Origin of the sequence: Paenibacillus thailandensis (assembly GCF_042685365.1) — a bacterium.
Classification (GTDB): Bacteria; Bacillota; Bacilli; order Paenibacillales; family Paenibacillaceae; genus Paenibacillus_AP; species Paenibacillus_AP thailandensis.
In genome coordinates, this window is sequence record NZ_JBHUMY010000003.1 from 1 (window position 1) to 22,280 (window position 22,280).

At 56.0% G+C, this 22,280-nt stretch carries 20 protein-coding genes and 1 pseudogene; all 21 read right to left on the minus strand.

Annotated elements, in window-relative coordinates; all coding sequences use genetic code 11:
- Window positions 1-124: 124 nt before the first annotated feature.
- Window positions 125-1,018, minus strand: a pseudogene (locus tag ACFSW5_RS03565) (CvfB family protein); the annotation flags it as partial.
- Window positions 1,015-1,362 carry a ribosome silencing factor gene (gene rsfS, locus ACFSW5_RS03570; RefSeq protein ID WP_379269983.1) on the minus strand — a complete coding sequence of 116 codons (348 nt, stop codon included), beginning with the start codon at window positions 1,360-1,362 and terminating at the stop codon, window positions 1,015-1,017. The gene rsfS and the pseudogene ACFSW5_RS03565, both read right to left, overlap by 4 nt.
- Window positions 1,363-1,365: 3 nt before the next feature.
- Window positions 1,366-1,941, minus strand: coding sequence for a bis(5'-nucleosyl)-tetraphosphatase (symmetrical) YqeK (gene yqeK, locus ACFSW5_RS03575; RefSeq protein WP_379269985.1), 576 nt, complete (start codon window positions 1,939-1,941; stop codon window positions 1,366-1,368).
- On the minus strand, window positions 1,931-2,521 hold the full coding sequence (gene nadD / locus ACFSW5_RS03580; protein ID WP_379269987.1) for a nicotinate-nucleotide adenylyltransferase: 591 nt from the start codon (window positions 2,519-2,521) through the stop codon (window positions 1,931-1,933). Before nadD ends, yqeK begins: the two co-directional genes overlap by 11 nt.
- A 30-nt stretch (window positions 2,522-2,551) precedes the next feature.
- Entirely contained in the window at window positions 2,552-2,851 is a 300-nt protein-coding gene (yhbY, locus tag ACFSW5_RS03585) for a ribosome assembly RNA-binding protein YhbY (RefSeq protein ID WP_379269989.1), read from the minus strand.
- 53 nt (window positions 2,852-2,904) lie between these two features.
- A complete protein-coding gene (aroE, locus tag ACFSW5_RS03590) occupies window positions 2,905-3,807 on the minus strand; it encodes a shikimate dehydrogenase (protein WP_379269991.1) in 903 nt (300 codons plus the stop codon).
- Between the two features lie 42 nt (window positions 3,808-3,849).
- Complete coding sequence (gene yqeH / locus ACFSW5_RS03595) at window positions 3,850-4,974, minus strand: ribosome biogenesis GTPase YqeH (protein ID WP_379269994.1); 1,125 nt, start codon at window positions 4,972-4,974, stop codon at window positions 3,850-3,852.
- Window positions 4,971-5,495: a YqeG family HAD IIIA-type phosphatase gene (locus ACFSW5_RS03600; protein ID WP_379269996.1), complete on the minus strand. Its 525-nt coding sequence runs from the start codon at window positions 5,493-5,495 to the stop codon at window positions 4,971-4,973. The genes yqeH and ACFSW5_RS03600 overlap by 4 nt, the downstream gene beginning before the upstream one ends.
- Before the next feature lie 97 nt (window positions 5,496-5,592).
- Window positions 5,593-6,843: an MFS transporter gene (locus ACFSW5_RS03605; protein ID WP_379269998.1), complete on the minus strand. Its 1,251-nt coding sequence runs from the start codon at window positions 6,841-6,843 to the stop codon at window positions 5,593-5,595.
- A gap of 99 nt (window positions 6,844-6,942) precedes the next feature.
- Entirely contained in the window at window positions 6,943-9,258 is a 2,316-nt protein-coding gene (locus tag ACFSW5_RS03610; protein WP_379270000.1) for a transglutaminase TgpA family protein, read from the minus strand.
- 2 nt (window positions 9,259-9,260) lie between these two features.
- Complete coding sequence (locus ACFSW5_RS03615; protein ID WP_379270002.1) at window positions 9,261-10,517, minus strand: DUF58 domain-containing protein; 1,257 nt, start codon at window positions 10,515-10,517, stop codon at window positions 9,261-9,263.
- Between the two features lie 3 nt (window positions 10,518-10,520).
- Window positions 10,521-11,471, minus strand: a complete 951-nt coding sequence (locus ACFSW5_RS03620) for an AAA family ATPase (RefSeq protein ID WP_379270005.1) — start codon at window positions 11,469-11,471, stop codon at window positions 10,521-10,523.
- 724 nt (window positions 11,472-12,195) lie between these two features.
- Window positions 12,196-12,546 (minus strand): stage V sporulation protein AE, encoded by a 351-nt coding sequence (gene spoVAE, locus ACFSW5_RS03625; RefSeq protein WP_379270007.1) that lies wholly within the window; start codon window positions 12,544-12,546, stop codon window positions 12,196-12,198.
- Between the two features lie 5 nt (window positions 12,547-12,551).
- Window positions 12,552-13,565, minus strand: a complete 1,014-nt coding sequence (gene spoVAD, locus ACFSW5_RS03630) for a stage V sporulation protein AD (RefSeq protein WP_379270009.1) — start codon at window positions 13,563-13,565, stop codon at window positions 12,552-12,554.
- A gap of 1 nt (window position 13,566) precedes the next feature.
- A complete protein-coding gene (gene spoVAC, locus ACFSW5_RS03635; RefSeq protein ID WP_379270011.1) occupies window positions 13,567-14,061 on the minus strand; it encodes a stage V sporulation protein AC in 495 nt (164 codons plus the stop codon).
- Window positions 14,062-14,482: 421 nt separating this feature from the next.
- Entirely contained in the window at window positions 14,483-15,673 is a 1,191-nt protein-coding gene (locus ACFSW5_RS03640) for a Ger(x)C family spore germination protein (RefSeq protein WP_379270013.1), read from the minus strand.
- Window positions 15,657-16,778: a spore germination protein gene (locus tag ACFSW5_RS03645; protein ID WP_379270015.1), complete on the minus strand. Its 1,122-nt coding sequence runs from the start codon at window positions 16,776-16,778 to the stop codon at window positions 15,657-15,659. The genes ACFSW5_RS03640 and ACFSW5_RS03645 overlap by 17 nt, the downstream gene beginning before the upstream one ends.
- Window positions 16,779-16,798: 20 nt before the next feature.
- The gene (locus tag ACFSW5_RS03650) at window positions 16,799-18,259 is read right to left on the minus strand and encodes a spore germination protein (protein ID WP_379270017.1); all 1,461 of its coding nucleotides are present in this window, start codon (window positions 18,257-18,259) and stop codon (window positions 16,799-16,801) included.
- Window positions 18,260-18,513: 254 nt separating this feature from the next.
- Window positions 18,514-20,199, minus strand: coding sequence for an ABC transporter substrate-binding protein (locus ACFSW5_RS03655; RefSeq protein ID WP_379270019.1), 1,686 nt, complete (start codon window positions 20,197-20,199; stop codon window positions 18,514-18,516).
- Between the two features lie 77 nt (window positions 20,200-20,276).
- The gene (locus tag ACFSW5_RS03660) at window positions 20,277-21,170 is read right to left on the minus strand and encodes a carbohydrate ABC transporter permease (RefSeq protein WP_379270021.1); all 894 of its coding nucleotides are present in this window, start codon (window positions 21,168-21,170) and stop codon (window positions 20,277-20,279) included.
- A gap of 13 nt (window positions 21,171-21,183) precedes the next feature.
- Complete coding sequence (locus tag ACFSW5_RS03665; RefSeq protein ID WP_379270128.1) at window positions 21,184-22,074, minus strand: ABC transporter permease; 891 nt, start codon at window positions 22,072-22,074, stop codon at window positions 21,184-21,186.
- Window positions 22,075-22,280: the final 206 nt, after the last annotated feature.

A 22,280-nucleotide genomic window follows, 5' to 3' on the forward strand; every position in this document is an offset into this window, starting at 1 on the left:
CTCCGTCCGCGCGGCCCCCGCCGGCGTCGTGGCGGCGCCAGACGTCCTCGGCGCGCTTCTGCGAGCCGGGAACCGGGCCGCCGCCTGGCGCCGGAATCGGCGCCGCGCTCGCGCCGGCAGCCGGTCCGGCCGCTTGCGAAGGATCGGCAAGCCGCGTCCAGCTGCCCTGCTGGGTGACGATGCCGTCGCGCATCAGCTTCCCTACGGCCCGCTTGAACGCAGATTTGCTGATGCCGAACTTCTGCTTAATAATGTCCGAGGGCGTTTCGTCCGAATAAGGCATCGCGCCGCCCGGACGCTCCTTCAAAAACGCCAGGATGCGGTCGGCGTCTTCGATACGCCCGACCTCCTTGCGCTGGGACATCGACAGGTTTACCCGTCCGTCCTCCCGTATGAACGATACGCGTGCCGATACCCGTTCGCCGAGCCTTAGCGCCCTTGTCCGATCCGGGCTGGCGATAAAGCCGTACACGCCGAATCCGACGACCCCGCCGTCGACGAGCACGAAGGAACCCATCTGAAGCGATTTCGTCACCCATCCCTCAACCCACTGGTTGTTCCAGGACGAAGGAGCGCGGAACACCCGCTTCGCAAGATCCTCCTCCCGCGCCAGCTTTGCGATCATCCGCCCGGCCTTGTCATGGGACAAAATAACGAATACCTCGTCCCCGACAAGCGGCCGGTATTCGATGAGCTCCGGCAGCTCGGACAGCGGCAGAAGCAATTGCCTGCCAAGCCCCATCTCCAGAAAGCAGCCCAAGCGAGGATGTATATCCGCGACTTTAAGCCTCGCCAGCTCGCCAAGCGTCAGCAGCGGACGCTTCATCGTAGAGGCGAGACGGTCTTCCGTATCGTGAAAAAGAAACACTTCGATCTCGTCGCCGGGCTTCGGCCGGTCGCCGACGATCTCGCTGTAGTGCAGCAGAACGTCGGATTCCCCATCCGTCAAAAAATATCCGTTCGGCGGAACTTCGCGCGCCACCTGCAGCTTTTGAACCGTTCCCGCCGTCAGGGTCATGCGAATTCCACAACCTTCGCGTCGGACCAAAGCCGCTCGATGCTGTAATATTCGCGCTCGTCGCGATGAAACACGTGAACGATCACGTCGCCGAGATCGATCAGAACCCAGCGCGCCGTATCGACCCCTTCGATGCCGCGGACACGGACGCCGTGCTCGTCGGCCGTCTTGCGGATGGCCGTCGTAATCGCCTGCACCTGCGTATCCGAGTTGCCGTGGCAAATAACGAAATAATCGGCGACAAGCGAAATTTCCTTCAAGTTCAACGCTACGATGTTCATTGCTTTTTTATCTTCTGCCGCAGCAACCGTAAGCTCCAGAAGCTTATCCGAATTTACTGTCATAGCTCAGCCTCCTTGTTTGGTCAGCTCTTCAATTAATCCGTTTCGCGCCTCTACCGTCAGCGGAAAAATCATTCTCCCCTTTTCCAGCAAAAAACCGATGGTGGAATCGAATCCGGCAAGCAAAGCCTTCTCTAAGCTATGCTCGCTATATTCGCGAATTTTATTCACGCCCGGAAAATCGCGGCCCGGCTCCATATAATCCGCCAGACAAACGATTTTGTCCAGCTTCGTCATCCTTCGCCTTCCGGAAGTATGATAACGGATCGCGTCCAGCACTTCTTCGTCGGTCACGCCGTAATCATGCTCCGCCGCCCACGCGCCGACGGGCGCATGCCACAGTTCCTTATCGTATTCCAGCAGTTCCTTCGGCATGCCCTGCTCGCGTATAATTCTCTCCATCCGGTCCGTCGCCCAATACTTGGCGACATCGTGAAGAATGGCGGCTAGCTCCGCCTTGCGCGGGTCGCCCCCGAACCGTTCCGCCAGCAGAACCGCCGTCGCCATCACGCCTTCGGTATGGCGCCAGCGCTTTTCCGGCATCTGGGAGCGTACCGACTCGATCATTTGCTCACGTTCCATAGTAGCCATTCCTCCTTATCATATCGAGGACGCCGTCCGGCACCATATATTGAACGGATTGCCCCGACATCAAGCATTCGCGGATGTCCGTCGAGGAAATGCCGATCGGAGGCATAAGCGCCAGCCGCAGCTTCCTGCGCAAATATTCCGGAAGCCCTTCCGGCCGGGCCGGCGTTTCCGGCCTCTCCAGCCCGATGAAGGAAACAAGCTCCGCAAGCTCCTCGATCCGGTGCCAGCGGGGCAGATCGTTAATTCGGTCGGAGCCGATAATATAGCTGAACGAATGCTCCGGGTACGAGCGGACCAGCTCGGCCGCCGTATCGTAAGAATAGCTCGTGCCTCCGCGCACGAGCTCGATATCGAGAACGCGGAAGAACGGATTCGTCCGCACCGCTTCTTGTACCATCAAATACCGGGCGCGGCTGTCGGCGCCCGGCTCGTTGTCTTTAAGCGGCGGAGCATAGGAAGGGATAAACCACACCTCGTCCAGGCCGCACTTGCCGCGCGCGGTTTCCGCCGCGATCAAATGCCCGATGTGCACGGGATCGAAAGTCCCGCCCATAATGCCGATGGCAGCCACGTTTCGCTCAAGCCTCCCCTCCGTACGATGCTAAGCTTTTGCCGGAAGCTCGATTTTTTTGTTTTCCTTCGATTCCTTGTACAGAACGATCGTCTTGCCGATAACCTGCACGAGTTCCGCGCCGGCGTCGCGCGCCAGCTCTTCTCCGACGTCCTTCGGATCATCCAGGCAGTTATTAAGGACGGAAACTTTGATCAGCTCCCGCACCTCCAAAGCCTCTTCGATATGCTTGATCAAATGCTCGTTCGTTCCGCCTTTGCCAACCTGGAAGATAGGCGTCAGGTGATGCGCCATCGAGCGCAAATACCGTTTTTGTTTGCCAGTCAACATGCTCGTAGTTTCCTTCTTTCGTTAAACGTGTCTTATGGTGCTAATTTCTTGCTTCAAGAACGCTGCCCGTTCAGCGCGGCGAGCACCGTTTCCCGCATCGCTTGGACGGGAGCCGGCTTGCCTGTCCAATGCTCGAAAGCGATTGCCCCTTGCTGAATGAACATTCCAAGGCCGCCGTGAACGGTATGGCCGAGCTGCTCCGCTTCCCGCAAAAATCTCGTCGCCAGCGGGTTGTAAATCAAATCGCTGGCTACCGCCCCTTCCTTGAGCCAGCCTTTGCCGACCGGGCTTTCGTCCACATTCGGATACATGCCGACCGACGTCGTATTGATGACCAGATCCGCTTGACCGCAAGCTTCCTCTAGCCCGCCGGATGCGATCGGCTCAAGCTCGGCCAGATTCGCAAACGCGCCGGCGAGCTCTTCCGCTTTGCCGAGGCTGCGGTTCGCGATGACGATCCGCTCCGGCCTCTCGGCCGCAAGCGCATGGACGATGCCGCGGGCCGCCCCTCCCGCGCCGATGACGAGGACGCGCTTGCCGGCAATCGACGGCATCGCCTCTTCCTTGAGCGAACGGACATAACCGACGCCGTCCGTATTGTAGCCGATCAGCTTGCCGTCCTCGTTCACAATCGTGTTGACGGCGCCGATGGCCGCGGCCGCCGGATCGATCTCGTCCAGATACTTCATTATATTAACCTTATGGGGGATCGTGACGTTAACCCCTCTTATGCCCATCGCCCTTACGCCGCCGGCAAAAGCGGCGAGCTGATCCTCTTTAATATGGAACGCCGCATACACGCCGTTTACCGACGTCTCCCGAAACGCCCGATTCATCATAATCGGCGACTTGGAATGGCGGACCGGATCCCCGATGACGCCGTACAGGACGGTATGGCTGTCGATCGCGCCGCCGGCCGCGACATTTCCCGCAAACGGCTCTGCCGAATAGTTCATGCAATTCCCCTCTCCCCGGTATCGCCGAATCCGTATAATCGGCTAAATGATCGAGTTGCGAAGCAGCACCTTGATTCCTTTCGGCGCGTACACGTCGAGCAAGGCGCCGGAATCACTGTTTACCTGGATCCAGCCGACTCCCGAGATGAACACGTCCTTCCTCTCGCCCCGCTTTACGCGCAGCGAATGCCTCGTCCAAGCCGGCATTTCTTCAAGCTGCTCGACGGACGGGCCGCCCAGCAGCCCTCCGCGATGTTCCGCATAGAGCTCCTCCGCCCGCTCCAGCTTCGTACGGTGCAGGTTAAGCGCGTTCGATACGTAAAACGTAAACGACTGGCGTTCCCCTTCCACGAAGTCGAACCGCGCCAAGCTTCCGATAAACAGCGTTTGCCCGTCGTTCAGCTGGTACACATGCGGCTTGATCGGCTTGTCCGGAAGCAGCGTCTGCAGAAAGCCGCGCGGCACGATCTCGGTCATGCGCGACGGGTAAACGATGCCCGGCGTGTCGATAATGTATTTTCCGTCGTCGAGCGGAATATAGATCGCATCGAGCGTCGTGCCCGGATAGCGGGAAGTCGTCAGCTCTTCCTCCATGTCGCTGTAATCGCGGATCAGCCGGTTGATAAGCGTCGATTTGCCGACGTTCGTCGCGCCTACGACATAGACGTCGCGGCCGCCGCGGTACCGGTCCAACGCTTCGATCACGCGGTCGAAGCCGATGTTTTTCTTGGCGCTGCAGAGCACGACGTCGACCGTTTTGAGCCCTTCCGCCTTCGCCTGCTGCTGCACCCAGTTGCGGATCCGGTTCAGGTTGACCGCCTTCGGCAGCAAGTCGACCTTGTTGACGACCAGAAGAACCGGGTTCGCCCCAACGAACCGCTGCAGCCCGGAGATGAGGCTGCCTTCAAAATCAAACAAATCGACGATATGTACGACAAGGCTGTCGGTTTCGGCAATTCCGCCAAGCAGGCGGAGGAATTCATCCTGATCGATCGCAACCGACGCCGCTTCGTTATAATTCCGGATCCGGAAGCAGCGCTGGCATATGACCGGATCGCGGTTCAGCGCCGATTCGGGCACATAGCCCGGCTTCTCCTGCGTTTCCGTCTGCAGACGGACTCCGCAGCCGGCGCACGAAGCTTCATGTAATGCAAGTCGTTCCGTCACTTTATTTCCCCCTCGTACCATAACCCTTTTTTCCGCAGCCGGAACAATACGATTTTCTCCAGCATACGGTTGATGCGGGTTCCAATCCCTTCGTCGGCAGGCGAAATCGGAATGACCAATATCGTAAACAAGCCCATCCGTTTGCCCCCGAAGACGTCCGTCATCATCTGGTCGCCGATGACGACCGTCTCCTCCGCTTTGAGACCTAGCTCCTGAAGCGCCCGGGCGAAAGCCGAAGTTCCCGGCTTGCGAGCGGCATGAATGAACGGAATGCCAAGCGGCGACGCGAATTTCGATACTCTTGTCTCATTATTGTTCGATACGATGACGACGCGAAAGCCCGATTCGCGCACTTGATCGAGCCAACGAGCAAGCTCGGGGGTCGCCAGCGCTTCCTTGGCTCCCACGAGCGTATTGTCCAGATCCGTTATGATGCCGCGGACGCCGCGCGCCTGCAGCTCTTGCAGCGGAATATCGTATATGGAATTGACCCGCATATTCGGCATAAACCTTTCGAACATCCCATGACCCCTCTACTTTTACCTGCTACCTTACGATAGCTTACCATAGAAACGGAATTTGTTGCAAAAAAGATCAACCCGCCAAAGCGGCTTCATTTCAAGCTCCCGAACGGCCCGCCGCCTGGGGAGAAGAGACGTTGTCCGGGTCGATCCCCTTCGTTTCCTTCCCGTACAACAATAAGGCGACAACTCCGATCAGAATCGCCGCGACAAACACGGCAAACACCGCCGCGACCGACGCCCCCCTCTCGATTAAATAGCCGACCAGAAACGGGCCGATCACGCCGCCTATCCGTCCGAACGAAGCGGCAAAGCCGGCGCCGGTCGCCCGGACCGCCGTCGGGTACAATTCCGGCGTATAGGCGTACATGCCGCCCCAAGCTCCGAGATTGAAAAACGAAAGGCAGGCCCCCGCCGCCAGCAGCGCTCCTTCCGACTCCGCATTGCCGAACCATAAAGCGCTAGCGGCCGTCAAGAGCAAATAGACGACAAGGACGAATTTGCGGCCGAATTTTTCGATGAAATAAGCGGCGGTGAAATACCCCGGAAGCTGCGCGATCGTCATCAGCAGCACGTACTGGAAGCTTTTCACCAGATCGAATCCTTTCAGAACCATAACGGACGGCAGCCACAGAAACATGCCGTAGTAGGAAAAGACGACGGTAAACCATAAAATCCACAATACGATCGTAGAGGTCCGGTAAGGCTTGGACCATATCCCGGCAAGCCGCTGGCCGAACGACGGGCGTACGCCTTCCTGCTTCTTGAAGCGCGGGGAATCTTCGATCGCCCTTCGCAAATAAACGGCATACAGAACGGGCAACGCGCCGATGATAAAAGCGATTCTCCAGCCGTAGTCCGGAATGACGAAATACGAAACGAGCGCGGCCACGATCCAGCCGCCGGCCCAAAAGCTTTCCAGCAGGACGATGATGCGTCCGCGGTCTTTCGCGGGGACCGACTCCGACACAAGCGTCGAAGCGACGGGAAGCTCGCCTCCAAGTCCGAAGCCGGCCGCAAAGCGAAGCGCGCACAGCAAGGCGAAGGTTCCGGCAAAAGCCGACAATCCGGTCGCTACCGAGAAGATGACGAGCGTCCATAACAGCATCGACCGGCGCCCGAAGCGGTCGGCGAGCGAGCCGGCCGCCGCGGCTCCTACGGCCATCCCGATCGAATTGATCGCCGTCAGCACGCCGACTTGATCCGCCCCGAGACTCCACTCCGCGGCAAGCGCGGCAACGATAAAAGACAGCATGCCGACGTCCATCGCGTCGAACAGCCAGCCGAAGCCGGCGTTGACGAGCAGCTTGCGCTGCTTCGAATCGGCAAGCCCTAACGATCTGCCCATGAGGCAACTCTCCTGTCCGAAAGGATTACCCTCCTATTTTAAACTTATTATGGCATACTTTGCTCAAAAAAAACGAGGCCGATTGCGGCCCCGCCTCAATTATTTCACTTGCTCGATGATCGCTTTCACTTTGCTCGCGAAGCGCTCGGCGTCTTCGCTGCTTGCTTGAACCGGACTGTACTTCGCCAGTTCGAAACGGTCGATGACCTCGTGAAGCTCTCGCTTCAGCTGGCTTCCCGTCCCGTTCCACCTTCCGATCGCCTCGCGGATCGTTTCATGCTCGCCTCGGACAAGGCCGCGGCGTTTGCATTTGCGCAGCAGCCGCTCCGTTTCCCATACGATCCTTTCATCGGCCGTAAAGCTGCGGAACCGGTAAGCCTCCCAAGCGGAGGCGATCGCATGGCGCCGCGCGTACGCCCAAAAGGCGGCGGCTGCGGCAAGCAGAACGGCTGCCGTCCAGCCGATCAGGCGGAACGGAACACCCGATCCGTTATTTTGCTCGGTCTCCGGCTGAGCGGGCGTCTTGTCGGTTTCTTCAGGCGTGCTGGACGGAATCGGCTCCGAATCCGTTTCCGGAACGGAATACGGATACGAGAAGCCGGAGGTAGGCTCGAACGGAATCCAGCCGAAGCCTTCGAAATAAACCTCCACCCAGGAATGCGCGTCGGAATTTCGCACCGTATACGTGCCTGCGCCGTCCGGATTCATCTCCATCAACTCTTCAGGCCCGAAGCCTCCCGGCCCCGGATCGGCAACGGGCAACGCGCCGGGGGCAAAGCCCTTGACCCAGCGCGTCGGCAAACCGATGGCGCGCCCCATGACGGCCATCGCCGTCGAGAAATAATCGCAATACCCTTCCTCCAGCACGAACAAAAATTGATCGACGAAGTCGGTGCTGTCGCTTCCCCGCAGCTTGGATAAATCCGGCTGGTTCGTATACGGGTAAGCCGAGCGCAAATATTGCTCGAGCATCTTGGCTTTGTCGTAATCGCTTGCCGCTGCGGCCGTCACTTCCTCCGCCAGCTCCTTCACCCGTTCGGGCAATTCGCCGGGCAGCTGAAGATAAGGCGCGTTGCGGCTCGCATCCTCCCAGCCGGCATGCGTTTGCCTAAGCGCTTCTTCGTCCAGCACAACGGCCTCCGAAGTTACGGAATACGCGCCGGGATACGGGCCGTCGTAGCCATCGTCCGGCATTTCAGCCCCTTCGTACAGCCTTAATTCCCCGTCTTCCTCCGACCAGAAGAGCGGGGGATTCAAACGCGACGCATCGGGATCGTTGACCCAATTGAGACTCGTTGCCTGCTGCGCGGCGAACAGCACCGGATACGGCTCCTCCCGAATCATCCGGACGGTCTGCTCGACCTTAACGGTTTCAGCCCTATATCTGTCCTCCCCGGGCAGAACCGACCGGAGCCCAACCCGCTCGCTTGCGAAACGGGAGGCGGCCGCCTCGCTGTCAAGCCACCCGGTCCCGGTATAAACGTCCTTCGTTTCGCCTCTCCAATAGCTGCGTCTCGAAGACTCTACCGTCATGACAGGCGAATAGTCGTAATTGAAGCCTCCGCCCAAATTCGTGTCGTTCCGGCCGTACCCGGAGCTGGAATCCATATTCGACAACGGATTGTCCGCATCCGCCTTATCGCCGATAAACGTTCCGACCTGTTCCCCTTTCGATTCCTTCCAGATCGTATAAGGGTCCTGCAGCAGCGGCGAAATGGAAGGCATAATGAGTCCGCCCGTCATCAGTACGGCCAGCACGGCCGCCACCGGGACAAAAAGCTGAAACGGCGAGCGAAGCAGCGCTTTCCAGTTGCCGGGATGCTTGCTCTGAAAACCGGATAAATGATTCGCTACCAGCCATAGCAGTCCCGTCAGCACGACCCAGGCGACTTCGTCCCATAACCAGACGGGCGTGAAGGAATCGGCAACGGTCAACGTGAGCAGAACGGCGGACAGAACGGCGAACAGGCGCGTTCTTGTCGTAGCCCAATGAATAAACATCGTATAAAGGATAAGAACGGCCGCGCAAATCCAGATAAAGGCGGACAGCTGGGCAAAATGGATTTCCAGCCATTTCGGAAGCCCGCCGTCTTCAGCCGATACGCGCTGCCAGGTCAATTCTCCATAGGCGCTGGCGACGACTGCAATTAGGATAAGAGATAGGATTGCTTGGAAGACGGACTTCGCCGCACGGTAGCCTTTCGGAAGCGCGACTTCGATCAAGGCGGCGCACAGGAGGGTCAATGCCGTCATCAGCATCGTTTCCTCCCACCAATAGCCTTCGAATACGGCCAGCGTCTTCCATATTAAAACGGCGACGGCGACGCTTGTCGCTTTGCTATACCATCCGGCGGGCTGCTTCGGGACGACGGCCCCCGCCGGCCCGCGCCGCGGCGCGGCCGTTGGTTGAGTCATGTTCACGCGGCTCCACCCCCTTCAAGCAGCGAAGGAAGCTCCTGCAGCTGGCTGACCGCGACGACCGGCCAGCCGCGGCCGCGCATCAGCTGATACAGCTGGCGGTCGGCAGCGGTCTCCCCCGTTCCTCGGCCCGGCGCGATATGCAGCAGGCATGGCGACATGCCCCGCTTTTGCAGCCACTCCATGCAGGAGAGCGCGTTTTTGCCCGAGTCCGCCGTAACAAGCACGACGAACATGCCTGCCGGAAGAAGTCCTTCCGACGATTGAAGAGCGGCGGACAGGTTCCCGCCGCCGTCCATATCCGCCGAAGTCAAATGCTTCATGACCGCGCTCCGCTGGTCGATGCCTTGCTTAGGCGGCAGGACGACCGTTTTCTCCCCCGCGGACAGAAGCCCGATGGCCGTATCCGAACGATGGCCGCTTTCCATCAGCGAAGCGGCAACCGAGACGGCCAGCTCGAACGCTTCCTCCTTGCCTCCGGCATAGGCGCTCCGGCTTCGGTCGAGCACGATCATTGTTCGCGGCAGCGACTCGCGTTCGAATTCCTTCGACTTCCAATCGCCTGTTTTGGCTGTGGCGTTCCAATGGACGCGCGACAGCCTGTCGCCGTGCAAATATTCCCGTACGCCGTTAATTTGCGTCGTTTCCTTCGAGGAGCGGGGGGCGGCCGCATGGGAATATACCCCTCTCGCGCCGCGCTGAATGCCGTGCCATCTGCGCACCGGCACCGTGGCCGGCAGCACGCTGAAGCCGGCTTCAGCCTCAAACTCGCCGGTATGCTCGAACAGTCCGAATACGTCGTAGGTGGAGCACAACGTCCGGCCGAATCGGTACTCTCCGCGCGGCAGCGCCGGCGTCCGGTAAGATACCTCGCCCTCCCGTTTCCAGCTCGGCACGAAGGAAGCTTCAAATTCGTGTTTTTGCCCGTCGTGCCGAATGAGCACGTCGCGGACAAGCACGTAAGGGATCGGATAAACCCCCGGAATTTTCACCTGAAGCGAAACTTCGACGGAATGGCCCGACGATAGGGCATGCTCCGCCCCGACCGACGCATTCGCGCTGACGAAGGACCGGGCTCCTTTTACCCCGGAAATGCCGCTCCATCGACCGACCAGCAAATACGCAAGCAGCAAATTCAAGATCATAAACAGCATGAGCGATGTTTTGCCGCCCTGAAACAACACGTACAGCAGACTTGCCGCATAAACCGCGGCAACCAGCTGCCAGCGCACTTTCTCCCTTCTCGCGTTCCCCATCGTTTAACGCTCCAGTCTGACCGGTACCTTCGTCCTCTCCAGGACGGAAGCCACAATATCGGACGGCTTCAGGCCGTTCATTCTCGCTTCGGTATGCAGCAGCAATCGGTGGCTGAGCACATGAGCGGCCAGCTTCTTGACGTCGTCAGGCGTTACGAACGACCGCTCCTGCAAATAAGCGGATGCCTTGGCCGCTTTGGACAAAGCGATCGCCGCGCGGGGGCTTGCCCCGATCAGCACGCCGCCGTGCTCCCGGGTTCCCCGGACGATCTGAACCAGGTAGCTGGCGACCGCATCGTCCATGTGCACTTCCAGCACTTGCTCGCGGATCAGCCGAATGTCCTCCATGGTTGCGACTTGTTCGACTGCGTCGGACGGATGCCCTTTTCCGCCGTTCAAGATCATCCGGTACTCGTCGATTTCGGTCGGGTAGCCAAGCGACAGCTTCATCATAAAACGGTCAAGCTGCGCTTCCGGAAGCAGATACGTCCCCTCGAATTCGATCGGATTTTGCGTGGCGAGCAATATAAACGGCTCCGGAAGCTTATACGTATTGCCGTCGACCGTTACATGGCCTTCCTCCATCGCCTCCAGAAGCGCGGATTGGGTTTTGGTTGTTGCCCGGTTTATTTCGTCGGCGAGCAGCACGTTGGACATGACCGGACCCGGCCGAAAAATAAACTCCTCCTGCTTCGGATGGTATATCGATACGCCGGTGATATCGGTCGGAAGCAGATCGGGGTTGCATTGGATTCGTCTGAACTCGCCTCCAATCGATCTGGCCAGCGCTTTGACAAGCTGGGTTTTGCCGGTGCCGGGCACGTCTTCAAGCAGCACATGCCCGCCGGCCATTACCGCAATCAGGAGTCGCTCGATTTCATCTTGCTTGCCCAAAATGCAAGATTCCATGTTTCGTAGAATAGACGAACACAATGACATGAGATGATTGCCCATCAGAGTTACCTCCTGATAAATATGTAAATGATAGTACGTTGTTACTATTTTACAGCACCTTATGGCGATAGACAAATAATTGGGACAATTCCTTCCCCCACCCTCCGAAGGAGGGACCCCGAAGGGCTGCGCCCTCTCGATACCCCGAATTAGCGCTCCTGCCACGCGGCCGTCTTCGACAATAACACGTGCTAGGCCTGCATTGTCCTAAGCTCTACGATTTTTTCTGAATCGTCTATTTACCAAGTTGGCGGAAAGGCTTGATAAACCGGTCATATCCTCATAAATGCTTCGGCCAGGCTTAAAAGGAAAACGGTTTAGAAAGGCGGGCTTTCGAAGCTATTATTCTCACAGAAACTAATTCTTTTTTTCGTCCTCTATCCCTCTCCCCACGGAAAAAGAAACCGTTCTGTATGTAACAGACTGTTCTCCGAATTGTTACGCAAGTTTGGATGATTTACCGAGTCAATAATAAAAGCATGGGGCCGGCGGCCCATATGGTGCAAAAATGCACCATATCGGCGCTAAAACAGCGCCAAGGACGCCCATATGGTGCAAAAATGCACCACATCGGCGCTTGAACAGCGCCAAGGACGCCCATATGGTGCAAAAATGCACTACACCGGCGCTCGATCAGATCGGCATGGCCTCCCTCAGGCGACCCGAGTAAAGCAAAAAACGAAGTTGTCTCCGCCATTTCAGGCGGGAGACAACTCCGCTTCGCTTAGCCTTTCGGCCGGGCGACGAGCGCCGCTAAAAAGGAAAAAATAATGGCCGCGGATACGCCTGCGCTCGTTACTTTAAATATGCCGGAAATAACGCCGATCCAACCGGTTTTCTGAAGCTCCGTCAGCGCGCCGTGGACAAGCGAGTTGCCGAAGCTGGTGATTGGGACCGTCGCTCCCGCTCCCGCAAACTCGATAAGCGGCTCGTACCAGCCGAGCCCGTCCACAACCGCCCCGATCACGACCAGCGTCGCCATCGTATGCGCCGGAGTCAGCTTAAACACGTCGAACATGATTTGGCCGACTACGCATATAAGCCCGCCAACGACAAAAGCCCAAAGAAATTGCATGCTCCCTAATCCCCCTTTCCGCTGATGGCCACCGCATGGGCGATGCAAGGAATGCTTTCCCCTTGCTGGTAGGACAAAGGCGAAAGCAACGCTCCCGTCGCGCATACCAAGATGCGGTTCAACTCGCCTTTTTTCAGCTTTTTCAACAGATGGCCGTACGTCACGACCGCTGAACAGGCGCACCCGCTGCCCCCCGCCTGCACCTTCTGTTTGTTGACGTCGTAGACCATCAGTCCGCAATCGTTAAATACGGTATCGTCGATTTTAACGCCGTCCCGAAGCAGCAAATCTTTGGCGATTTTATGCCCGACGCTGGCCAGATCCCCCGTTACGATCAAATCGTAATCGGACGGCGTCCGGCCCGTGTCGTTGAAATGGGCCGTCAGCGTATCGACCGCAGCAGGCGCCATGGCGGCTCCCATATTGAACGGGTCGCTAATGCCGAGATCGACGACTTTTCCGATTGTCGCGCATTCGACGACGGGTCCGCTGCCGGTCGCCGCCACGACGGCCGCCCCTGCGCCCGTCACCGTATACTGCGCAGTTGGCGGCTTCTGCGATCCGTACTCCGTCGGATAACGAAACTGCTTCTCCGCCGTGCAATTGTGACTGCAAACGCCGGCAAGCGCGTAGTTGGCGGAACGGGAATCGACCGTCAAACTTGCGATGGCCAAAGACTCCATGGAGGTCGAGCAAGCGCCGAACAGTCCGAGATAAGGTGCGCCGATCGAGCGGGCGGCAAAACTGCTGCTAATAATCTGGTTGAGCAGGTCCCCGCCGACATAAAACTCAAGCCGGTTTTTGTCGATGCCCGCATTCTGAAGAGCAAACTGCGCCGCCTGCTCCATCAAAAGCCTTTCCGCTTTTTCCCAGCTTTTCTGCTGCATATCGAGCTCTTGATGGACCAAATCGAAATCGGACGCAAGAGGTCCTTCGCCTTCTTCCGGTCCTACGACGGTCGCCGCGCCGATAATGACGGGCTTGTTCTCAAACCACCACGTTTGCTTGCCCTTCAGCATGTCAGTGCGCACCCCCCGTTCCAAAAATAAGATGCGCGATGCCGACGAAAAAGGCTGCAACCGTTCCGTACACGATAACCGCCCCGGCAAGCTTGAACATATTCCCGCCTACCCCGAGCACCAGCCCTTCGCTCCGATGCTCGAGAGCCGCCGAACACATGGAATTGGCAAAGCCGGTTACCGGAACGGCCGTCCCCGCCCCCGCCCATTGGGCGAAATTGTCGTAGACTCCCATGCTCGTCAAAATAACCGATATTAAAATAAGTACGGCAACGGTAGGATTGCTTGCTTCCTCCTTGCTCATTCCGGCCAAATGAATAAAAAGCAGCTGTATCGCTTGTCCCAATACGCAAATCGCGCCGCCCACCACAAACGCCTTAATGCAATTGCCGAATACGGAACGTGCAGGCTCGCGTTGTTTGGCGAAAGCCTTGTATTCTTTTGGGGACATCGTCATTTTGTTATAACCGTTGTCGCCTGCATTGCCTGTCGCCATACGTTCTCCTCCTTGATGCTAACCAGATTGTGCTGTCGCTTAATGCCTCCATAGCTCCGGCCTGTGCTCATTATTCGTCAAGCGGGTCGTCCTTATGTCTGGGAATAGAGCGGAAACGGCGAAGGAACAATATCCCCGCCGGAAGTGGCTTCGCATAATTTCCTAAACAACAAAAAAGCCGGCTGCCATCCGCAGTCCGGCCGGTTCCGTATCCAATATGCAACATGCGTAAATCAGCCCATGGCGAGCAATATTATGACAAGCAGCAGAAAAAGCACCAATATGAATAAAGTCGTCCCGTTTGATGGTCCATAACCGCAACTCATTCGTTGTTCCCCCCCAAAATAGGCTTCTGCTGGCAGTATATGCGCCTATCCGCTTCGGCGGAGATTGTCCGTCGTAAAAATAAGCGCTTTTAAGGCTACATGCTCGACCCGATATCTACGATTTCCGCGTTGACGTTCACCTCGACATCCGCTTCCGCAAAGGTTTCGTCCCAATCTTTTTTTAAAGTTTTCCAAAGCTTCGGATACACGATTTCCATTCGCTTGCCAAAACCGACGGCATCCGTTCGGTAATCCTGCTGCAGCTTGCGCATCGTTTTGCCTACGGATTGCGTTATTTCCCGCTTGACCGCCTCTTCCAGCTCATTCCTGCGCGTATTCGTAAGCGGCTTGTCCGGTTCGGCCCAGTCCTCCATCAGCCGCCCTTTGGTTTGCACATCAATTGCGAAGGAGACGGCCCCTTTCTCGTAATGCGGTTTGATTTTGCTTTTGATCGAGGTTACTTCGTAGGTTAACGGCTGCCCGTCTATCGAAGTTTTAATGTAGCCGCCTCTCGTTTCTGAAGTGATGATCGATACGGCCCCCAGTTCGTCTTCGTTTAAAAACCCGCGAAGCTTTAACGTTTTGCCGTCGATAACGGCCGCTCCCGACAGCTTGAGATCATTGTCGGCGGACACGACGTTTTGCAGCAGAAAGCTGGATGGCTGCACCATCTTCCCTTGCACCTTGATTAAAGTGACAGGAGGCAAAATTTTCATGTTTCGAAAGCGATTCCTGAGCAAGCCGGCCACCCGGAACGAAGGAATATCCTCGGAACCGTGCCCGGCCAGCGTTTCGGCCGCATTTCCTTTGCTTACGAATATCAGAGTGCTCGGACGAATATCGTTATCCTTCAAAAACATGTTAAGAAGCTGATCCAAACCGTATTTCCGGATCAACTTGTCCCCGATTACGATAACCTTCAGATGATGCGCAATGATCGGCCTCTCCCGGGTTAGCGCAAATTCCCGCAACGTTTTGAAGATCGAATCCCCTGTCGATTTCACGTTGATATATTGTCTGAAGGTCGTTTGGCCTTCCCCTTTGCGGCCCGCCTGGGGACTTACGATTTGCATCGTTAGCGTCAGAATCTCCTGCCTGCCGGGCACCGTCCCTTTCCGGCCCAACTCTTTTTCCAACGGGGACTGCTCGGGCAAATCCAAAGCAATGCCGACATACATACTCAAGCTTTCGATTTCATGCTGGCTCCAGCAGCCGCTTTGGACGGCAAGCAGAACGCAGCATAATAGGAACCTCCACATCCGGTTCCCTCTAGTTTTTACGGACATCGGATCCGCCGCCTCCCCGCGCCGCCGACAGCATTAGAAGCAGCGCCGGCAGCAAACCGAATAAATAAACCGCGACGTCGCCAAGCCTGCTGCCAAGCGCGAACACCGCTTGTATATTGCCGGGCTGTGCAGCGATGTAATAAATGACGGAAAGCAGCCCGTATAAAAATGGCTTGATCGGCTTGCCGAACAACTGGGAGAATCCTAGCGCGGCAAAATAAAGGGTGATCGTAAACGTCGAATACATCTGCATGATCCACAAAACAAGCAGGAACGTCTCCAGCCGTTCGACGACGAGGCCCGGCAGCTCGAAGCTCCGCACGAGGTCCAGCGTCGGCCAGGAGCGCATCAATACGCCTTGGACGGACATCGCTCCAATCGTCATGACGACGGAAATCAAATAAAATACGAGAGGAACCGCCGTGCCGAGCAGCACGACCTTCGGCCCTTTCTTCGGCTCGTTGACGTAAGCGAGCAACAGCAAAATCGATTCGACGCCGATAAACGTAAGAGCCGTCGTCTTAATTCCCGCTATAACGGGCCAAATCCCTTCTCCCAAAACGGGTCGCAAATTGTCCGCCTCGAAAATGCGGCCGCTGACGAGCATGGAGAGTATGAAAAAAACGCCCGTAATCGGCATAATAATTTCAAAATGCCGGGCAATCGACTGAAGCCCCCCGGTCGCCAAATGCAGCGACGTCCAGAAAAAAACCATCTTGATCGCCCATTGCGGCGTTCCTTCCAATAAATAGATGCCCGTCACTTCCGACATGGAGCGAAGCTCGAACGAAGCGACCGTGCACAAATAAGCGATAACGGCGATGCTAAGCAGGACGCCAAGCCATTTGCCGACGATCAGTCCGTTGTATTCGAAAAACGTTTTCCCCGGATAGCGAATCGATAAAGCGTACATGACCAAACCGGCCGCAATGGCTACGGCTCCGCCCAAAATGACGGAGAGCCAAATATCGGGTGTTTTCACCGCCTCGGCCGCCGCTCTCGGCAATGTCAATATTCCGGCACCAAGCATGTAATTCGTCATGATAACGGCGGCTTGCTCTACAGTGATCGTGCTTTTCGTCGTGCTTATGCGGCGCACCTCCAATCCCGACCTTCCTTCGTAATTTATGATCCTTTCCGTTTCGGACGGATCGTACGCATCATCTTCGGCCTGCGCTTCATCATGGCAAGCGGAACGCGGACGAAGACGTCCTTCCAATCCGACAGTCGATACGGAACAGCGGGAGTAAGATAAGGGACGCCAAAGCTGGTCAGCTTGGCCATATGACTCGTCAGAATCAGGAAAAACAGGATAATCCCGTACAACCCGAAGAGAGCGGAGCAAAACATCGCCACAAACCGCAGCATCCGGAACGACAGCCCGGTGCTGTATTGCGGCATCGAAAAGGAGCACACGGCGGTAAGGGCAACAACAACGACGAGAGTCGGGCTGACAATCCCGGCTTGGACGGCCGCTTCTCCGATAATGATGCCGCCGACGATGCCCATCGCAGAACCTACGCCTTTCGGGAGCCTTAAACCCGCTTCCCGCAAAACTTCGATGGCCCCTTCCATAATCAGCGCCTCCGTCAGCGAAGAGAACGGCACGCCAAGTCTCGTTCCCATGATCGTGATCGCCAGCTTGGTCGGAATCAAGCCGGGATGGAAGGAAATCAATGAAATATAAAGGGCCGGAGCAAACAGCGATATAATCGCCGCCCCGAATCGAAGGACACGGATAAGCGTGCCCGGAACCCAGCGTTCGTAATAATCCTCAGGCGATTGAAGCATCATCGTGACCGTAGCCGGGGCAATAACCGCAAACGGGGTTCCGTCCAGCAATATCGCAACCCGCCCTTCCACGATGGCCGAGACGACCCGATCGGGCCGCTCCGTGTTTTGAAGCTGCGGAAACGGGCTGAAATGATCGTCTTCGATAAGCTGCTCCACGTAACCGGACTCCGCAATATGATCGAGGTCGATTAATCGAATTCTCCGCATGACCTCTTCAACCAGTTCCGGGTCCGCGATATCTTTGATGTAAACGACGGCAAGATCTTTTTTGATCGTTGTGCCGACCTTTACGGTAACGACCGCCATGCCGGGATTTTCGCCTTGCTGGCGCAAAATCGCGATGTTATCCGAAAGCGATTCCGTAAAGCCGACCCGCGGGCCGCGGACGACCGCTTCGGACAATGGCTCCTCGACCGCTCTCGTCTTGGGCTCGTACGTATCGATCAAGCGGCACGACGTTTCGCTCTCCACTAGCAGCGCCGTACATCCTCTTAACACCTTCGCCGCAATCGCGGACAGGTATGAATCCGACGAAGTCTCCCCGACCGTAAACAGCTTGTCGCCCAGCGAAGCATCGCGTAAACCGTCGGCATTGATCTCAAGGAGCAAAAGCGTCAATCGATTGATCGCTATTTTGTTTGTAATGCCGTCCGAATAAATCAAAACCGCTTCCTTGCCGGAGTCCGGCAGTTGAAACTTCCGGATGCGGACATCGTCGCAATCGCGCAAAACTTGCTGCAGGCCAGGTAAATCTTGCCCGATGCTCCCGGTCAGTTTGGTTTTCGGATCCATCGGTTAATCCACGCAACGAGAGCCGGCACCAAGGTGACAACGACCGACTGCAGCATGATCTTCCAGTCCAATAAATGAGAAAAGGTTTCTTTCACCATGATTCTCTCCTCTGTCGCATCTCTTTTTTCCTTAATATGCGCTGAAAGGCGAATCCTGATGCTTGCGCCAATAATGGATCAGACGAAAAACGCCCCCGATCGATATCGATTCGGAGGCGTTGCGGCAATATGGGTTCGCATCCCGCTGGGTTCGGCCTATTTCGCCGACCACAACTCAATGCGCTCTTTAACCTTCTGCGTATAAGCTTTGTTCACTTTATCGACGCCGGCTTCAACCAGCTCTTTCTGGAACGTATCCCAGATCGCGTCGAATTCGGACGGATCGGCGAGGATTGCTTCCGGAATCCGTTTTTTCGCGATATCCTGCGCTTTTTGGAAAATTACGTTTTCTTCCGAAGCCGTTTCCAGCGACATCGTCCACAATGCGCCGTACGGGCGTTCCGGGAACGCGTCGTCCGCCGGCCACAAGTCGCGGTACGTCGTCGCGCCGTAAGCTTCGAGAGTCTTTTTGTCCGCATCCGAATATTCGGCTACGATCTGATCCTTAAATACGGTCGTATAGTAATTGCCCGACGGATCCTTTACGCCGTCGCCGTAGCGGGCGGACAAGAAGTAGTTGCCGATGCCCGTCGTTTTCTTGAACGTGTTGCCGTCGGTCGCTTTCAGCTTCTGAACTTCCGGTTTCATGACGCGTTTGCCGTCCACCATGTCGTAATGTACGCCTTCGATACCCCAGTTGACGAGCACTTGCCCTTCGTCGGATGCCAGGTAATCGAGGAACTGGATGATGCGTTCCGGATTTTTGGCGTCCTTCGTAATCGAAATGCCGTAGCCTCCCAAGTAACCGGTACCTTGGAACGAATGGTCCTGATACGATTCGTTAAGCGTAATCGGGAAGCGGGCGTACGTTTGGTCGAATTTTCCTTCGCTTTTCAGCGTGTTTTCCGCTTGTGCATAATCCCATTGCTGATCGATAAGGCCTACGACGCGGCCCGTTGCGATTTTCGCTTTGTATTGATCGTATTTTTGCACGAAGCTTTCCGGGTCCAGCAAGCCGATGTCGTTCATATGGTTCAGCCAGCGGAAATATTCTTGTTCTTCGGGACGTTGATAGTGCATGATCGTTTCGTACGTATTCGGATCGACGTACATTTCGCCGTTGTCCGGAGCGCCTGTCGCGTAGAACGCCGGGTTCGTTACCGAGATCAGGAACTGCCATTCGCCGCCGTTAAGAGACAAGCCGATGCGCTTCTGGCCGTCTTCGGTCGTCGGATTTTTTTCGATAAACGATTTGATGGCGTTTTCGTAATCTTGAACCGTTTTCATTTCCGGATAACCGGCCGCTTCCAGCGCTTGATGTTGAATTTGGAAGCCGCCGCCGGATTCGAAATACGTTTGTCCTACTCCGGCATGCGGAAGAACGTAGATGGCAGGGTCGTCTTTGCTGTATTGCAGACGGTTGTAATATTCGCCGTATACCTTTTTCAGGTTCGGACCGTATTTGTCGATAAGCGGAGCAAGATCGATAAGCGCCCCGGCGTCAACCAGCTTCGTTACGTTGCCTTTCGCCATAATGGCGTCCGGATATTCGTCGCTGGCGATCATGACGGAAATCTGTTCGCCGTCGTTGCCGCCGACCGGGAACTCCTGCTCGACCGTGACTCCCGTTTTTTCCTTAATATACTTGCCGATATCGCTTTCCATGTGGTCCCATTCGTTGTTGACGTCACCGGAGAACACTTTAAACGTAAACGGTTCGGTGCCCGTCGCTTCCGCCCCTCCTTCGTTCGAAGGAGCGTTGTTGCTTGAGCCGCAAGCGGTCACGACAAGCAGCGCCGCCGCGGCCAGCAAACCGAGCGCTGTCTTTTTCTTTCTCTTCATTGCGGTTTTCCTCCCTTTTCTAAAATCAAATTATAATGTATATAACAGTTGCCTGCTAATACCGAAAGTAAAGCCGCTTAGCTTTTTACAGCTCCAAGGGTCATGCCGCTTACGAAATACTTCTGCAGAAACGGGTAGACCAGCAGGATCGGAACGGTCACGACCATCGTAATCGCCATCTTGATCGACTCCGGCGATACGGAAGCCATCGATTGCTGCGCGTTCGGATCGCGGTAGTTCGTTGCGGCCGATTCCGCCGATTGGAGAACCTTCATCAGCTCGTATTGCAAAATCGTGTTCACTTCGTTCGAACGGTTGTACATATAGGCGTCGAACCAGGAGTTCCAATGCCCGACCGCGATAAACAAGGCGATCGTCGCAAGGACGGGCTGGCAAAGCGGCAGGATGACCTTCCAATAAATGACGAAGTCGTTGGCGCCGTCCAGCTTGGCCGATTCCTGCAGCGCGAACGGCAGCGCGTCGATAAAGGAACGGACGACAAATACGTTCCATACGCTCAGAATGGCCGGGATGATATAAACCCAGAACGTGTTGATCAAATCAAGGTTTTTGATCAGCATGTAAGTCGGAATAAGCCCGCCCGAGAAATACATCGTCATCGCGAACATGACGGACATGAATTTGCGCGCTTGGAAGTCCGCGCGGCTTAACACGTAGGCGACCATCGAAGCGGCGATTACGCCGACCACCGTCCCCAGCACGGTGCGAATAACCGAGTTGCGAAAGCCGGTCAGCAAATTCGGGTACGAGAAAATCGTCGCGTAGTTGTTCAGCGTAAACTCCCGCGGATATATCGTAATGCCGCCTTTAACCGTATCCATCGAATCGTTCAGCGAAATCGCCAGCACGTTCAAAAACGGGTAAAGCGTAACGACTGCGACGAACGTCATAATCATGTAAACAAATGTGTGAAACACGCGATCAGACCGATTCATGCGAATGCCCTGCATGCGGCTTCCCTCCTTAGATGACCGATTCTTTGGTGATTCGTTTATAAATGCCGTTGGCCGTAAACACCAGTATAATGCTGACGACGGAGTTGAAAATGCCGATTGCCGTCCCGTAGGAGTACCGGCCGAGATTAATGCCGTATTTCAACGCGTACAAGTCCAGAACCTCCGAATAATCCGTCACAAGCGTGTTGCCGAGCAGCATTTGTTTTTCGAAGCCGATGCTGACCAGATGGCCGATCGACAAAATAAACAGAACCATAAACGTCGATCGAATGCCCGGCAGCGTAATATGCCACATTTTTTTGAACCGGCCGGCTCCGTCGACGGTCGCCGCTTCGTATTGCTCCTGATCGATTCCGGTCATGGCGGCCAGGAATATAATCGAATTCCACCCTGTTTCCTTCCACATGTCCGACACCGTCACGATGCTCCAGAACCAGCTGCCCTTCGCCATAAACTGGATCGGCTCGTCGATCACGTTCAGCCACATCAGAAACTGGTTAACCGCTCCGCCGTCAATCGACAGCATTTTGGTCACAAGCCCCGCGACGACGACCCAAGACACAAAGTGGGGCAAATAAGAAATCGTCTGAATGGAGCGCTTGAAAAACTTCCCTCTCATCTCGTTAAGCAGCAGCGCGAAAATGACAGGAACCGTAAAGCTGACGATTAGCCCCATCACGCTCATGGCCAGCGTATTGCGAAGAACGAGGTAAAACCGCTCGTCCTGAAACAGCTCGATAAAATTTTTCAAACCGACCCAATCCTGATCCAAAATCGACTTGGCCGGCTTAAAGTTTTGAAACGCCATCAGCCATCCCCAAATCGGCATATAATTAAAAACGAACACCCAAATGACGAACGGGATCGACATCAAGTACAAATAACGCTGTTGAACCATTTTGCGCCAGAAACGGATGTTCTTTTTATTTTCCGTTTTCTGTGCGACGCTTGATGCTGTTGGTTTCATTACCGCTCCTCCTAAACGTTTTTGTGTAGCTATGCTTCTCGAATATGCTCCGCAACAAAAACGTGCTTCGGAAGCATAAGCTTCGTTTTTGTGTAGCTGTGCTTCTCGAATATGCTCCGCAACAAAAACGTGCTTCG